Origin of the sequence: Paenibacillus sp. FSL P4-0338, assembly GCF_038002365.1 — a bacterium.
Lineage (GTDB): Bacteria > Bacillota > Bacilli > Paenibacillales > Paenibacillaceae > Paenibacillus_AQ.
The window spans coordinates 792558-808037 of sequence record NZ_JBBOCG010000001.1 but is presented as its reverse complement, the minus strand read 5'-3'; the positions used below and the strand labels follow the sequence as shown (position 1 = coordinate 808037).

At 51.8% G+C, this 15480-nt stretch carries 17 protein-coding genes; 5 read left to right on the top strand and 12 right to left on the bottom strand.

All coding sequences use genetic code 11. From position 1 onward, the window contains the following. Window positions 1-124: 124 nt before the first annotated feature. The 3 genes from MKZ07_RS03320 to MKZ07_RS03310 all read left to right on the top strand — a co-directional run bounded on the left by MKZ07_RS03320 (window position 125) and on the right by MKZ07_RS03310 (window position 2702). Window positions 125-1099, top strand: coding sequence for a phosphotransferase (locus tag MKZ07_RS03320; protein WP_036695160.1), 975 nt, complete (start codon window positions 125-127; stop codon window positions 1097-1099). A 149-nt stretch (window positions 1100-1248) separates the two neighbouring features. After that, on the top strand, window positions 1249-1743 hold the full coding sequence (locus tag MKZ07_RS03315; RefSeq protein WP_036695161.1) for an RNA polymerase sigma factor: 495 nt from the start codon (window positions 1249-1251) through the stop codon (window positions 1741-1743). Further along, on the top strand, window positions 1740-2702 hold the full coding sequence (locus tag MKZ07_RS03310) for a hypothetical protein (protein WP_341024464.1): 963 nt from the start codon (window positions 1740-1742) through the stop codon (window positions 2700-2702). Before MKZ07_RS03315 ends, MKZ07_RS03310 begins: the two co-directional genes overlap by 4 nt. A 36-nt stretch (window positions 2703-2738) precedes the next feature. On the opposite strand, the gene MKZ07_RS03305 is transcribed toward MKZ07_RS03310, so the two are convergent. From MKZ07_RS03305 to MKZ07_RS03270, 8 genes are all read right to left on the bottom strand, one after another. Beyond that, entirely contained in the window at window positions 2739-3266 is a 528-nt protein-coding gene (locus MKZ07_RS03305; RefSeq protein ID WP_036695163.1) for an AAA family ATPase, read from the bottom strand. Continuing rightward, window positions 3263-3718, bottom strand: a complete 456-nt coding sequence (locus MKZ07_RS03300) for a hypothetical protein (RefSeq protein ID WP_143804223.1) — start codon at window positions 3716-3718, stop codon at window positions 3263-3265. Before MKZ07_RS03300 ends, MKZ07_RS03305 begins: the two co-directional genes overlap by 4 nt. Window positions 3719-3819: 101 nt before the next feature. Further along, on the bottom strand, window positions 3820-4548 hold the full coding sequence (locus tag MKZ07_RS03295) for a CD3324 family protein (RefSeq protein WP_063829018.1): 729 nt from the start codon (window positions 4546-4548) through the stop codon (window positions 3820-3822). Between the two features lie 23 nt (window positions 4549-4571). Then, entirely contained in the window at window positions 4572-5111 is a 540-nt protein-coding gene (locus MKZ07_RS03290) for a hypothetical protein (protein ID WP_036695165.1), read from the bottom strand. Then, window positions 5108-5527, bottom strand: coding sequence for a MerR family transcriptional regulator (locus tag MKZ07_RS03285; RefSeq protein ID WP_036695166.1), 420 nt, complete (start codon window positions 5525-5527; stop codon window positions 5108-5110). The genes MKZ07_RS03290 and MKZ07_RS03285 overlap by 4 nt, the downstream gene beginning before the upstream one ends. Before the next feature lie 417 nt (window positions 5528-5944). Then, on the bottom strand, window positions 5945-8374 hold the full coding sequence (gene helD / locus MKZ07_RS03280; protein ID WP_341024460.1) for an RNA polymerase recycling motor HelD: 2430 nt from the start codon (window positions 8372-8374) through the stop codon (window positions 5945-5947). A 294-nt stretch (window positions 8375-8668) separates the two neighbouring features. Next, on the bottom strand, window positions 8669-9262 hold the full coding sequence (locus MKZ07_RS03275; RefSeq protein WP_036695168.1) for a flavin reductase family protein: 594 nt from the start codon (window positions 9260-9262) through the stop codon (window positions 8669-8671). A gap of 31 nt (window positions 9263-9293) precedes the next feature. Continuing rightward, window positions 9294-10232: a ring-cleaving dioxygenase gene (locus tag MKZ07_RS03270; RefSeq protein WP_076154537.1), complete on the bottom strand. Its 939-nt coding sequence runs from the start codon at window positions 10230-10232 to the stop codon at window positions 9294-9296. A 410-nt stretch (window positions 10233-10642) separates the two neighbouring features. Here MKZ07_RS03270 and MKZ07_RS03265 point away from each other — a divergent pair, with 410 nt between their 5' ends. Together MKZ07_RS03265 and MKZ07_RS03260 are read left to right on the top strand one after the other, a co-directional pair. After that, window positions 10643-10975, top strand: coding sequence for a transposase (locus tag MKZ07_RS03265; protein WP_036693708.1), 333 nt, complete (start codon window positions 10643-10645; stop codon window positions 10973-10975). Further along, window positions 10972-11835: an IS3 family transposase gene (locus MKZ07_RS03260; protein WP_084648871.1), complete on the top strand. Its 864-nt coding sequence runs from the start codon at window positions 10972-10974 to the stop codon at window positions 11833-11835. The genes MKZ07_RS03265 and MKZ07_RS03260 overlap by 4 nt, the downstream gene beginning before the upstream one ends. A 409-nt stretch (window positions 11836-12244) precedes the next feature. Here MKZ07_RS03260 and MKZ07_RS03255 read toward each other — a convergent pair whose 3' ends face one another. Genes MKZ07_RS03255 through MKZ07_RS03240 form a run of 4 tightly spaced genes read right to left on the bottom strand, consistent with a single transcriptional unit; the run spans window position 12245 to window position 15471 of the window. After that, window positions 12245-12733 (bottom strand): GNAT family N-acetyltransferase, encoded by a 489-nt coding sequence (locus tag MKZ07_RS03255; RefSeq protein WP_341024456.1) that lies wholly within the window; start codon window positions 12731-12733, stop codon window positions 12245-12247. 18 nt (window positions 12734-12751) lie between these two features. Next, window positions 12752-13237 (bottom strand): GNAT family N-acetyltransferase, encoded by a 486-nt coding sequence (locus MKZ07_RS03250; RefSeq protein ID WP_036695171.1) that lies wholly within the window; start codon window positions 13235-13237, stop codon window positions 12752-12754. A gap of 27 nt (window positions 13238-13264) precedes the next feature. After that, on the bottom strand, window positions 13265-14149 hold the full coding sequence (locus tag MKZ07_RS03245; RefSeq protein ID WP_341024453.1) for a MerR family transcriptional regulator: 885 nt from the start codon (window positions 14147-14149) through the stop codon (window positions 13265-13267). 56 nt (window positions 14150-14205) lie between these two features. Further along, window positions 14206-15471, bottom strand: a complete 1266-nt coding sequence (locus tag MKZ07_RS03240; RefSeq protein WP_036695173.1) for a serine hydrolase domain-containing protein — start codon at window positions 15469-15471, stop codon at window positions 14206-14208. Between the last annotated feature and the right edge of the window lie 9 nt (window positions 15472-15480).

The window sequence follows — 15480 nt, the reverse complement described above, 5'->3', positions numbered from 1 at the left end:
GCTGGCGGGACTGCCCTCTTTTGGGCGAACAGGCTGGTGCAGATTTATCTTGATAATCCCCCCAAATCCGGCGAGAATGGAGTCATAATCAGTCTCTTATTCGGTCAGGTAAGGAGATATAGGTATGTCAGATACAGCCGCAAGAATCCGGGAGGAGATCCTGGACTCCATGACAGAACATTTCGGGATGCATGTCACTGAAGCGGTCCAGATTGATCAGGGCTTCCTGAATCTGAAGTGGAGGCTGGAGAGTGATCAGGGCCGTCTGTTCGTGAAGCAATACAGCAAGATCCGTTACCCTGAAGCGCTTACCCGCGGACTGGAGGTCTCCTTAAGCCATCAGGACCATCTATACCTGGAAGGCCTTCCTGTTCCGAAATTATTTTCACACGCGGGGAATTATGTCTTGAGAACGCCTTCACAGGAACGGTATGTGCTGATGACCCTGTGTGACGGGCACAATATTGCCCCCGGCTCGGCCACAGAGCGGCAGATGTATGCGCTGGGCAGAGTAGTCGGTCAGATGCACAAGCTGCTTAATACGCAGCCTGCTTCGTTGCAGCTGTACTGGGAGGTCCGCAGCCAAGCCTCTATGGTGAGAAACTGGGAGGCACGCTATCTTCAGGCAACCGCCCGGCAGAGCGAGGATACGATATCGGCGCTTGAGCTGCAGCGGAAGATCATCGACCGGATGGACACCGGCATTTTCGCGGATTGCGAACGGGGCTGGGGTCACCGGGATCTGTTCGTAGATAATATACTGTTCAGCACGGATCAGGTGGCGGCGATCCTGGATTTCGACAGGCTGCATTTCGTCTACCCCGAGTACGATGTAGCCCGGCCAATCCTATCCTGTGCGTTGTCTGAGGGAGGGATCAGGTTGGATCGGGTAAGAGCCTTTGTGACGGGCTACCGTGAATATACCCCCTTACCTGCAAGTACACTCATCCGGTCGCTGAAATTAACCTGGTGGAAGGAAGCCGAATGGATTGCGGTACCCGGGCAGGATGAATTCCCGCCGCTCGTCCGCTTCCGTCAGGAGAATCAGTGGGTCGCGGCTAACTGGGACCGCTTGAATGATATGTTCGCCGGGATCTGAGGAATCTAAAGAATTGGGATAGGGCCATTAATCATGGCCTTTTTTTTGCTGTATCAGGATGATTATCGCAGGCAGCATAAATTCCCGGAAACAAAATGTGACCGGATGCCGTCCTAAAGGGTGTTATAGATAAAGGAGGGCATAACCTCATGCAGCAACCCATGACCCGGCCGGGCCATCCTGTGATGAAGAGCTACGAACAATATGCAGATATGCTGTACCGGATTGCCCTGGTTCATCTGGGCAGCCGCCAGGATGCCGAAGAGGCTACGCAGGACACCTTCATCAAGCTGATGGAGAAGGCTCCCTTATTCAAGGATGACGAGCACCAGAAGGCCTGGCTGATCCGGGTCATCACCAATCATTGCAAGAATCTGCTGGGCAGAGGCTGGCGCAAGCGCGAGGTCAAGCTCGAAGGGGTGGAGCCGGTTACGGCCGATAACCCCGAGGAGCTGGCGGTCTTGCAGCTTGTGCTTGCCCTGCCGGTGAAGTATAAGGCTGTGATTCATCTGTACTATTACGAGGATTATCCCGTCCAGGAGATCAGCAGAATTCTGCAGATCAGCGAGTCGGCCGTGAAGATGAGACTTCAGCGCGGCCGTCAGCTGTTAAGACTGGAACTGGAAGGAGCAGAAGCGGAATGAAGGAAGATCAGTTTCGAACCCAATATAAGAAAGCGGTGGATACTATGAGTTCAAGCAGCGAAATGAAGCAAGGCTTAGAAGGTAAAATGGAACAAAAACGCCGTCCGCGCAAAATAGTCTATATTGCAGCAAGCGTGCTGGTTGCTGCCGGAATCGGGCTGGCTGGACCAAGCATGATGAAGCAGCTGGGTGGAACGGCTTCCCCGAATCAAGTAGCCCAGGTAGATCCGGGCACACCGGCGGCAGGGAATTCTGCCGGAGTCGTTATTCCCAAGATCGAGCTGCCGGATAAAAGCTCCGGTGCTGCGGCCGATATGATCGGCCTGGTCATCTACCAGGGCAATATCTATACCCAGGCGGCGATCCGCATGGAAGCGGCCGATGCGGCTGCACTGCGCGGAGAGAAGCTGGGACGCACGACCAGCGGGATTGATGAATGGAGCGGCAAGGATGCTTATACGGAACTGGCCTCGAATATCGGGGAGACGGATATCTATGCGGTCAAAGGATATGATTCCGGCTTCCTGGTCATGTCCTATACAGAGGTGGACGGCCAGGTGTTCGCGGAGCTGTACGAGCATACAAATGGAATTACCGTGAACAGCGGAGCCGATCTGATCGGCAAGCTGAACTTGGACGGGCGCATCGCCTCCGCCCAGTGGGAGAGCTTCGACAGCTGGAATAACGGCAAGCAGCAATACCTGCCGCTGCCCGAAGGCGCAGCGCTTGACGGCTTCCTGAGCGCCCTCATGACCGCCAAGCCCCTAGCCGCTGATCCGCTCATGGAACAAGGCATCTATGACCAAGGAGACCGCAAGCTGGTCTACCTCCAGCTGGAGGACAAAACCCGGGTGGAGCTGACCCTGTTCGGCCAGGGACTCGTGCGTTACAGCAACGCTCCGGTATTCTTCGAGGTTGAGCCCGTTGCCTTCCAGGCACTGTGGGATAACCTAAAATAGTTCAAAGGCCATCCCTACCGGGATGGCCTCAAGCTTTTACATACCCTTCCATTTCGACCCGATATACACCTTAATCTGTTCTGCCAGCGCTGGCGGAGGTGTAGAAGTGGAGTCATAAGTAGGCATAGGCGGATCATACTCCGTATCGGCATGGTCCAGCAGCCACTGCGCGAATTCCTCGTGCTGCCTGAGCATATCCTCGGTCCAGATCGCTCTATCCTCCCGGCCCCGCAGGCGGGCATTTCGGGTGGAATCGTCACAATGCAGGTTAATAAAGTGTACTTCACTAAACGCATCATAAACATCACATTTTTTGGCGTCCCAAGGCATCATCGTCCCGCAAATAACCGTTCCTCTCCCGGATAACGCAACCGCACGCGCGCAATGCAGCAGCACATTATACCGGTCCTGATACTCCAGCTTCTTCCCTGTCGTCCCGAAATTATCGTCATCTGTACTGAACAGCACAAATTCCGGCATCTGCTCCCTCAACTCGTGCATGACCGTGGTTTTACCTACTCCGCTTGCTCCGGTGATAATGAATAATGGCAACTTGGTAGTCATATGTCCTCCATCCCCTCTTCACTCAAATATTCCGATATGTACCGCTGATCAGCCTCCGAGCTTGTCCAGAACACCACGGGTGCATGTGTAATGTTCATCCGGCGCAAGGCCACATTCCTGTGGCGTCCGTCATTGATAGCAAACTTCCCGTCAGCATAATTTACAATTAACGGAGGCATATCCCACTTGCTGTAATAGGCTGTCATCGTCTCTACAATACTGAAGAAACGGGCTTTTTCATCTAATTCAGTCAGATACGAGGGTGCGCCTTCCTCTATTCCGAACCTCGTGATATCCACAGCCACCGGACCTGTGTAGACTCGAGGTTCCAGCAATAATCCGTCTGCCAACACTACATTCTTCCCGTCATTCCGCAAAAAAAACTGCAGCCACTCGTGGATAGCCCCCCGCCGGGCATACTCCATTGCACAACCAGCCGTTCCGTATATCATCCTGAATGTCTGCCTTTCCTTGTGGGATGTCTTCATTATAGCCGTGAGAGCAGCAGTCCTCCTATATCGAGAATAATTTAAGCTATTCCCGCCATAGCCGCTCAGTACGGTGTGTACATCGCATACTGCTTCAGATATTGCTCGTCACCGGCTAATTCCGTCATCCAGACAATGACAGGATATTCGCTTACACCAGCACGATGGAGCGCTTCCAGTAACGGATTACCGCAGTTCAGTTCCATTCTCCCTTGCGCAACCTTCGCGATGAGGGGCGGAGTGGCTTCACCCGCTTGAATCTGTTTGGTCCAGTGCATCACCGTTTGCTCAAAATCCTCCCGGTCCACCCTCCACTTCATCCCGCTCTCCGGTCCGCTCGTTCTGTCCAGCAAGGAGAGCGGGATCCACAGCGGACCCTCATACGTTCTGTTCATCAGTGCAAGGCCTTCCGAGAAATTCTTATTGCGGCGGCCGAACAGCACATAGGTATGCACCCACTCCTCCAGCATCCCTGCTTCTGCGTATGCAGCGGCGGATGGTGCTGTGGGATCGTAATCCAGTTTGTTGGTGTCCTTTTTGGAGTATACAATACGTTTAATGGTCTCCTGGGACAGATAGTATTCCTTCGACAGCTCAGCGATTGGGGTTCCGTGAAGATACTTATTGTAGATCAGCTGGTTGCGTCTGACGAGAACCTGGCGGTAGCCCGAAGCCTCACCCCACGCCTTCTTCTCATCGTCCTGCGGAATATACAGCAGCTTGCCCGCCGCATATTTCTTCACTTCCTTAAGCAGCTTCTCCGGTAAAAGCTCCCCGGCATTCTCGTAGTTCATAGGTTCACCTGCCTGTAGATCAATTACAATTCTAGTGCGCCTTCCACGCGGTATTTCTTCTCCCATTCCGATATATGGCTGGAGTCCAAGCGAATCAACTTTGCCGGAGTATATTCGATAGACGTAGACGAATTGGCTCCGCCGCCGTCCGGCAGGAAGCGCAGCTCTTTAATTCTGCGTACAACCTCTTCATCCGTACGGATCTGAGCCGCTTCTTCCTCGGACACCACTAGCAGCGGAATGTCCTCCCTCTCAGTAGTGAACACGCCATTGTCGTACGTGTAAGACAATTCAGCCGCCAGGCTATACTCACCGCAGGGGATCGGCTCCCGTGTGAAGATTTCAATGTACAGGTCAGTTACTGACTGCGTATGGTTAATCCATATTCTCCCGCTGCTGTCTTCAACAGCACCATTCAGATTAGGGGACCGGTGAAGTCCTGCCGGAAGAATTAATTGTAAGCTGATATTCTGTGCAACGCCGGGCGGCACGATCTGAAGCCAGAGATGATTCATCCCTTCTTCGTTCTCCAGTGCAGATTTGGCTGGACGGACCTGAATCATTCCTGTTCCTCCTCTTGAAGCAACCGGGTAACGGCTGCGATCATCTTCTCTTTCAATGATGGTGAGATCCTTGGACTTACCGAGAGAATTACTTCTTCACTGATGACATGCAGCTCACTGTGGAGCATCTGATCCGACTGGTACAGCCGCAGATTATCCCCGAGCTTGATCACATCATCCAGTGGCAGCCCCGCCAATTTCTCCTGTGCCGAAGCCAGTGTCTCCCCGCTCTTGGATAATACAAGAATGGCTCGCAGATAGTGCAGATGATTGTCGGTGTACACCCTTTTATTCCCGGCCAGCGCAAGCGGCGGCAGCATCCCGATCTGCGTATAGTACCTGACCGTCCGCAGATTCATCTGCGGATCTTCACGTTGCAGCACCTCAGCCACTTGCTTCGCAGTGTAGGTATTCATGTGACTCTCCTTCCTTGCGGAATATAGTTACAGTTTGCTGTATTTGTTACAGTTTAGTGTAACAAAAGTCAAAAGTCAACATTACTCCGCGTATTGGGGCGCGTCTGGGCGTTTCAATCTTAAGCGCTTCAGCTAATTGCTTCGCAGTATACATGCCGATCCTACCCCTTATGCTATACTACCTTTATCTGCAGGAAAAGAGGGCCACAACAATGGATATCCGAAAATTACAATACTTCATTGCGGTTGCGGAAGAGCTTCATTTAAGCGTAACAAATCACTATTAATAGGTGAAATATCTTTAAGTAAGCCTTTTGATACGAAATAAATATCACAGAGCCATTCGCTTCGTTCTCATAGTTGAACCAGGCTCAACATGCAAAGGCCCCTCCAGCACCTGGAGAGGCTCTCTTAGATCTATAGCGTAACTACTGTCTGCTCATACAACTCCTCGTCCACCCCACCCACAAACGGCGTCCACTCCCCCGAAGTATACAACTGCAGCCGGTGCATAGCCCGAGTACATGCCGTATAAAAAAGCTTCCGCTCGCTCTCTCTATGGTACGTCTGCGCAGAAGCATCGTAGATTAGCACCGCGTCGAATTCGACGCCTTTGGCGAGATAGGCGGGGATCACCTGTATTCCTTTTTCAAAAGTTGGCGTGTTCTTCGTGATCAGCTTCAGCTCATGCGCCCCTCTACTAGCAGCCAGACTCTCATACGCTTCTCTGCTCTCGGCGGCCGTCTTCGTAATGATAGCGATAGAGCTATAGCCTTCAGCCTGAAGCCCAGCAAGATCCTCCAGGATGCGCTCTGCCTTCATTTCCTTACTTGCCAGCTTAGATAATACAGGCTTACTGCCCCTCCGCTCAAAAGCCACAATCCCTTCACTTCCAGGCAGCAACGGCTTGGTGAACTCCACAATCTCGAAGGTCGAGCGGTAGCTGCGGACCAGCAGGAACTGGCTAGTCTCCTCTTCCCCGTACAGATGAAGCAGCGGTGAATGGTCCCCATACAGATTCGTTGCCTGTGTGAAGATCGCCTGGCTGAAGTCTCCCAGAACGGTCATGCGGGCGCGGGGGAAGAGCTTGCGGAGGAACTCGTATTGGAACATCGAATAATCCTGGCCTTCATCCACGAAAATATGCCGCACCTGCGTATTCGTCCGCACGCCTTCAATCAGCTCCTGCATGTACAAGTGCGGGGTCGCATCTTCATAAAAGAGTGTCCCGCTGTCCAGCATCTCCCGGGTCTGCGCACAGATCTCCGTCCATAGCTCCGGAACCTCCGCTTCACCTGTCATCTTCCTGTAAGCCGTTTCATCGCTGAACAATTGGCGGTAGAGCCCGGCCATGTCGATGAAGGTGAACTTCCTGATCCCCCGTCTCAGCGGTCTGAACTGCTCCTTCACGATCATTTCGCTTAGCAATCCCTCTTCCCGCTCGGCATAATCGAAGTCCCCTTCATCCTGCTCCCGCTTATGCACCAGCAGCTCCTGCAGGCGGAGGTATTTCTCCGCGAAGTCGAACACGCCCTTCTCTCTGTGCAGCTTACGGTGGATTGCAGCGTATTGCTCATTGTCGAGGTAATTCATCTCCTCCTCTACCCACGCCGCCCCCTGCTCCTCCTTCTGTAGTGCCGCCAGCTCGGTGAGCAGCCATTTCTGCACCAGCTCCACCCGGTTCGGCAGACGAATGGAAGGATCGTAGCTATATAACTTGGTCCGGATCTGTTCACCCGATATGAGTATACGATCCCGAAAGCAAATATCCTTGAACAGCATCCCCTCCTGCTTCAGGAAGTAGGCATACCCTTGAAGCGCATGGAGGAACGATTCCGATGCTTTGTACTCCATAGCCTTAAGGCGGGCGTCATAACCCAACTGCTGCTGGGCGGTGAGCACATATTCCATCTGATCGAACGGATCCTCAAGACGGAACGCCGCTCCCAGCCATTTGTCCAGATACTCCTGAAAGGTGGTCTGCTGCATATTCTCTTCCCCCAGCTCCGGGAGCACAGTGGATACATAACTGTTGAACATCGGATTGGGCGAAAAGAGTACAATCTGATCGGCCGTCAGCCGCACGCGGTGTTTGTACAGCAGATAGGCTACGCGCTGGAGCGCTGCCGAGGTTTTGCCGCTGCCCGCCGCTCCCTGTACAATCAGCATCCGGCTCGTATCGTTACGGATAATGGCATTCTGCTCCGCCTGAATCGTAGCTACGATGCTCTTCATTTGGGAGTCAGCGCCCTGACCCAGCACCTGCTGCAGCAGCTCATCTCCGATCGTCACGCTCGAATCGAACAGATGCTGGAGCCGGCCTCCGCGGATCTGGTACTGCCGCTTCAGCTCCATCGTGCCGGTGATTACTCCTCCCGGTGTGTCGAAGGCCGCCTGGCCCGGCGGATAGTCGTAGTACAAGCTCGCAATCGGGGTACGCCAGTCATAGATGATGAAGCTCAGACCGTCCGCACCTACGAAGGAGGAGACCCCGATATAGACCTGTTCTACTGTCTGCTGTCCCTCCTCCCGAAAATCAATCCGCCCGAAATAAGGTGACGGCAGCAGCCGCTGCATGTTTTTCCATTGCCGGAGCTTGCGCGCATGACTGCGTTCCCGTTCAGACAAAACCGCTTCTTGCTGGGTAATGGTGAAGAAGCTCTCCTCGAAATCCTCCTGCGAGTTCGTATCGACCGTGACCTCTTCCCAGAATCCCCGGCGGATATCCGTGGCCTGTTCCTTCAGCTGCCCGACCTCAGGCATAAGCTCCGCGATCCCCGCGATCAGCTTCTCCTTCACCTGCTCCAGCCACTCCTGCTCCTGCTTCCAGACCTTTGTCTCTTCCATCCTCTGAACACTCCTTTTTCTTGCTGAAATAGTCCCACACTGGCGGCTTGACAAACTGGATGTCCATTTGCTATACTTAAGATATAAATAAGATGTATTAATTCTGACCATTTATAATAAAATGGCCGACAGTTTATTAACATTAACATATTCCCTGACACGATGCAATCCTTTTATATGACACAGATAACCCTGGCGCTTCCGCCAGGGTTTTATTGTGTGTATTAGAGACTATAGTAGCTCACTGACTTAAGTGTTCAGATGTCCTAGCCGGATTAGAATGGCTGGGTACAGTTACACCGGCCGCTCAATCTCAAAAATCTCCCCAATCCCCGCATAGCTATTCCCGGCCAGACGGCTGACCGCCCCTAATGCCACCGGATTAATTCTCCCCTGCTCGTAGATCGCCTCGTCCAGATGAAACTGCACGATCCTGCCAATCATCAGATCATTGTTAGGCAATTCAAGACTATGCTCAAGGACACATTCCATCCGTACCTTCGCTTCCTGAACGCCGGGAACCTTAATGCGCAGACTATCTACAGGCGTCATTCCGGCTAAGGTGACCTCACTCTGATCAGGCGGCAACGGCGTAGCAGTCATATTCACTTGTCCGACATTCTGTTGATCCACAATATGAACTACAAACTCCTTCATTTGCTTGATGTTGCGTGCAGTATCCTTGGACTGACCCCCGGCATGCTGAATAGAAACGGAGATCATTGGCGGGTTGGAGGATACGATATTGAAGTAACTGAATGGCGCACCGTTCAAGATCCCATCCTCCGACAAGGTGGTTACAAAAGCTATCGGACGAGGAATAATCGTCCCGACCAGAAGCTTATAATTATCCCGTTCGGTGCCCTGCTGCGGATCTATAGTGATCATGCTCGTGCCTCCTTTGTATTGTCAGATCAGATTAGTTAAGCTCTCTTACAGTAACCGGCAGCAGAACTTGTTCAATCTGTGCTCTATGCGGCTCGTATTGTGCAGGCAGCATCAGGCTGCTTCCCATCGTCTCCGGTGTCTCGTCATGAGCGAAGCCCGGAGGATCGGTAGCGATCTCGAACAGAATCTCCCCATGCTCTCTGAAATAGATGGCGTTGAAATAATTCCGGTCCTGCACCGGCGTTACCCCATATCCATTATCATGCACAACTTCCTGCCATTCAAGCTGATCCTGATCATCCTTTGCTCTCCAGGCGATATGATGGACAGTGCCCACACCCATTTCACCGCGCGGTACAGCCGTTACCTTCAGCTCAACCACATTGCCCAGATCCGCAGCCGAGCGGTAGCGGGCGACATCGCCTTCCTGCCCCACGAATGTAAGTCCCATCACCTTCTCCAGCAGCTCAGCCGTTTGTTCAGGATGCGTGGACAGCAATGTTGCGCCGCCGAAGCCCTTGATTGCCACCTCCGGTGTTACTCCGCTGAAGGTCCATTCATTACGCTCACCCGCCTCCCGTTCCACCAGCTCCAGATGCAGGCCGTGCGGATCATCGAATTCCAGGTACTGCTCCCCGAACCGCTCCATCTCTGTGTAAGCCACCTTGAACGCCGTGAGCCGCGTTCTCCAGAACGCCAGCGCCCCGACCGGAATCACATACGAGGTAACGCCAACCTGGCCCCCGCCGATCTTACCTTGATACGCATCCGCCCACGGGAAGAAGGTAATAATCGTCCCCGGCTTCCCGCCATCATTGCCGAAGTAGAAGTGATACGTTCCCGGATCATCGAAATTAACCGTTTGCTTCACCAGCCGCAGCCCCAGTACTCCTGCATAAAAGTCCATATTCTCCTGCGGATGCTGGGCAATAGCGGTGATATGATGAATACCCATGGTTTGCTTGTTCATTTGAATTGCCTCCTAAGTTGATTCATTCAGATTATATCTTTACTTTAAGATATTTGGCTAAATATTATCTTTAAGTTAAGATATTTTATATCCTCACTCTACTTTTTAATGTTTCAGTTGTCAAGCACTTGTTGAAATCAGCATCTTAGTTACACACGATGCCATCAGGAGGGCAAGTACATGTAGCTGACCCGGAGTTTCACCGATACGCTGGGCGAAGCGCTCAATGTGCCCGGTCTGCCAAAGCCGGGGCGGATGTAGACAATAATAGTGTGTTATGGGGACACAGAGGACCTTATTCGCCGAAAAAGCCTGATTTTCTTCACGCTGCGGACTCAGTGGGTTTAGAATAGATAGTAGACGTCTCTTAACGGACGGAGGGATAATAAGGATCACGGAGGTGTGTTGCCATGGGTGACCAACGAAAACGGTACAATGAAGAGTTTAAAAAGCAGACGGTTAAGTTTCTACAAGAACAGACGAAGAGTTTCGGGGAGTTAGCGGAAGAGCTGGACATCCCCAAGAGCACGCTTCATCAATGGATGGGACAATACCGGGAGCTCAAGAATGAACCTGTAGCCAGTGTGGATCGGGTGAGGGAGCTCGAAGCCGAGTTGAAGGAAGCGAGCCGTCAGCTCCAGGAGCGCCAAGATCAACTCGTCGACCGGGAGGAAGAACTGGCCATCCTAAAAAAAGCAGTGCACATCTTCAGCAAACCAAGGAACGCCGATTCCAGTTCATGAAGGAACATCGCTCCGCGTTTCGCTTGGAGAAGATGTGCATCACCTTGCAGGTATCCAGGAGCGGATATTACAAGTGGCTCGGAGCCAAAACCAGTGCACAGGCTCTCCGTAAAGCGGCCGTGCAGGAGCGAATCCGCTACCATTTTAATGACCATAAGGGGCGGTATGGAAGTCCGAAAATCACTCGACTGCTGCACCAGGAAGGCTATACCCTCACCGAACGTACGGTGAGTGTGTACATGCGGCAAATGAAGCTCCGCTCGGTGGTCTCTAAGCCGTACCGTGTACAGACCACGGATTCCAAGCACAACAACCCTATTGCCCCGAACACACTGAATCAAGAGTTTACCGTCGACAAGCCCAATACCGCCTGGGTGACCGATATTACGTACATCCCCTGCCGTGGAGGCCGCTTGTACCTGGCCAGCGTCATGGATCTGTGCACGCGCGAAATTGTAGGGTGGCGGTTATCGGACCACATGGAAACCAGCTTGGTCTTAGACGCCTTGCAGGCTGCCTATCAAGCCAAGCGACCCGGCCCGGGACTGCTCCACCACTCGGATCGGGGATCGCAGTATACCTCCAAGGAATATACCGAGCAGTTGAGGACGTACCAGATGGAATCAAGTATGAGCCGCAAAGGAAACTGTTACGATAACGCTTGTATTGAATCCTGGCACAGTATCTTGAAGAAGGAGCTCATTTACTGTAACCCGCGTTTTAAAACTCCAGGGCAGGCGTACCAGGACATCTACCAATACATTGAGTTTTACTACAACCGCAAGCGAATGCATGGCACGCTGGGGTATCTTTCCCCCGCCCGATTCGCTAAGCAGTTTACGACGGCATCCGTTGCGTGAGTATCTACTTTCTTGACAGAGGTCCACAGAGGACCTTATCCCACCCTTGGGAGCTGAAATCAGGCCAATTCTGGTTACTTAACGGATTCTCTGTCCGCATCATCTGCGGAATTGCTGTAATCCGCCGAAATAAAGGATTTCCAGTCCGTGAGGTTCGTGCTTAGTCGCTGACGCGCAGGGTTCTCATCCCCCGGACATCCCAGATTACCATTCACAATCCTGCACATATTGCAACTTTCATCTCTTTGTAAAGTCCGAAAACCAAAATTGTTGTACAAAAGGCAGTTTTCCCGCATCTACCAAGCTTCTGAGCGGATTATTCCTGCTTTTTATACAACAATCCTCGCAAAACCTACTATATCAATGAATCGGAGTTGCAATTTATGCAGCATTTCATAGCTCTGGAGCGCTAACCTTTATTTAACCTTTTTTCATAAAAGCACAAGGTCATCTTATCATTGATTTCCCGGGTTTCATGGGTCCTTCTGTAGCCCAGCTTCTCATACAAATAGCAGTTACGCTCCTCCTGCACGACGGTCGCCAGCCCCCAAGTTTTGGCATCCGCATAGATCTTTTCAATGAGGGAGAATGCCTGCTGGGCTATGCCTTGGCCTTGGTATTGCGGCAATACGCATATCTGACCGAGCCAGTAATGATGCTCATCTATCTTCTTGACTCTCATACTGCCTACAGCATTTCCGGCGTTTCGGATGATATAGTAATCAACAAATTCCTGATTCATCCGTTCGACAAGTCTCTCCATCGTTTCATTAGCCGGATTGGTTTCATAATCCTGATATTTCTCCAAGAGCGGCATGAAGGCCTGAAGCTGCATAGCATGAATCGCAGGCGCATCCTTCACCGTAGCTTTACTTAGTGTAACCTCTGACTTTTCCACTCTATGTACCTCCTGACTCTATACCTTATAGACGTAATCCCAATGTTCACCCTTAAGCACTGACTCAGGCCCCATGTCCCGCTTCTGCTGCAAAATAAACCCGACGCGCTCATACATCCGTTGGGCAGGGATCAGGTCATCATTCGTGGTCACCCGAATCTGCCCGACTTCATTCCGCAGGATACGCTTGACCGCTTCTTGCAGCTGCATGGTACTGTAGCCTTTGCCTTTGTGGGCAGCCGCAATACAGTTATGTCCGATTTCAGCGTATCGGGGCATCTGCCTCGGGTCCCAGGATACAAAACCAATCGCCTTACCATGCAGCGTAGTCATGAACCCATAGTTATCCGCAATTTGCAGATTGTCAAAGAAAAAGTTGTCGAACTCCTGCCAATCCTCCAGACAGCTCTGCTCATACCTGCCGTCAAAGGAATAGGCATCTTGTAACAGCTCCAGGAGTGTTCCACGTTCAAACAGGCTGATCTTACTGAACTCAATGCTCATTTACTTCCCTTCTTTTACTGGATTTGGCTACAATGATTTCAACACTACAGGTTCCAGCAGACTCAAATCGTATAGATTGCCACTGCCCGCAGGGCTGTCATTGCGGATATGCTCTTCCAGACAGAGTCTGCTGCGGTCAGAGCGGTACTTTTGACTATGCTCTAACTGATCCATCAGTATTTCCCAGGAGCCTCCAATGTCGTCACTGCTATCCAATCGGGCATAGAGTCCGCCGGGCAGGAGCATTTCCTTGAAAGGCTCAGGGACGCTGATTCCTTCAGGAATTGTCGCACACATTCCATAGCCATAGGGTTTACCTGCACTGCTTGGCATAGGCTTCATATTCCCGCCGAATAACCGGGCCGTACCCAGAAGATTAGCAGATTCCAGCCAATCCATGATAGGACCCATCGCTTTGTCTTCCGGAGATTGGTCCACCACGATATGATAAGCTACTCTCATCGCCGGCAATGTAATCACTTTGAAAGTTGACTGTCCCGTTACATTACTCATAAATACCCTCTCCATTTCGCTAAGCAGTTCCTCCTGAATGGAGGTCCTCTTATTGGAAGTATTCAGGTAATCGAGTACCTGATGTAATTGCTGTCCCATCCGTCCGAGTTCTTCCTGGTGTACCTGTAGAGCCATTATCCTGTTCTGTATAACCTGCTTAAGTGCAGATACAGAATCCTGATCTAGAATAGGCTGTATTTCTCTGATCGGAATATCCATTCTCCGCAGCAGCGCTGTGATCCTGATACACTTAAGCGCATGTTCATCATATGTACGCCAGCCGGAAGATACCTCTCTCTTACTCTGAAACAATCCTACCGCTTCCCAATGCCGCAAGGTGCGGCTCGTCAGCCCCAGTTGCTCCGACAATTGCTGTATGCTAACAACAGTCCTGTTCATTTATGCCTCCTTCCTGTGATCTCATCCCTATCCTATCACTTGACGCCGCGGTAACTTCAAGGGGCAAATCGTGCATATCCGAGAAAAATTTTCTCCCCCTGCGCATTCTCAGTGATCCTGTAGGGCTGGAGCTGGTCATAATGGCGCTGGACAAATTCTCCCTCGCCTACCGGGTAGAGCTCGATATGAACGTTGCCGGTGAATCTGGTGAAGTACAGCTTCCCGCCGGTCAGCTCGATCTCAATTTTGTCTGCGAGATAGGTTCCGCAGTACGCCCTTAAACATTCCTCACTGAGCTGAAGCTCAGGATGCCGGGCCGGAGCCTCCACCTCCACATCATGCATAATATCCGCGAGCGCATTACCCAGTCTGTACTGATTGATGCCCTCATTGTTCGAGAGAATGATAATGCACAGATCTTCCGCAAAAAAATTCTGCATATACGTGCAGATCCCCAGCTGATCGCCCCCATGGGAATACCGGTCTTGCCCGCATATTAGGTGATGCTCGAGGCCGTAGCAGTAGTTGTTCTCGTTCTCATGGAAGAATCGTTCATAGGCCGCAGGCGACAAGAGCTGCCGATCACGAAGACAGACATACCACTTGTACAAATCCCCGCAGTCCGAAACAACCGCAGCAGCACCGATGCTGAACTTCTCGTTATAATACGGGCATTTTACGGTTTCCGCGAAGTCTTTGATGTAATTGCTGGACCTATTCTCAATCACGGCGCAGCCGTCATCCACTGTGCTTCTGCTCATCCCTAGAGGCAAAAAAATATGATGATGCAGAAACTCCCCGTACCTCTCCCCCGAGACATGCTCGATGATCCAGGCCAGAAGATTGTAGTTGGAGTTATTATAATCGTACGCTGCTCCAGCTGGCTTGGTTGGCTTCTTGTTAATGTATTGCCGGAAGAACCTTGTCCGGGAATAGTCCAGCCGGTAGTCTCCGCCGAAGAAATCGTTCTCAAAATTATAAAAGTTATATAGACCGGAGGTATGTGACAGCAAATGATGGACAGTGATGGACTCGTCAATGGCCAACTCTGCCGGGAGATACAGGCGTGCAGGCTGGTCAACATCCAGCAGGCCCTTGTCATGCAGCAGCATGACAGCAAAGGCCGTAAACTGCTTCGACATAGAGGCGAGCGAGAAGCGTGACGCCAGCGTATTTTTAATTCGAAACTCCATGCTTGCATATCCGCAGGCCCGCTCGAAGAGCACCTCGCCCTTCCTGATGACCTGAATCACGCCGAACATATCCCACAGCTTCAAGTACTCATTCACATAATGCTCCAGCTTCTCACGTTGGGTCTGCACATTTTCATC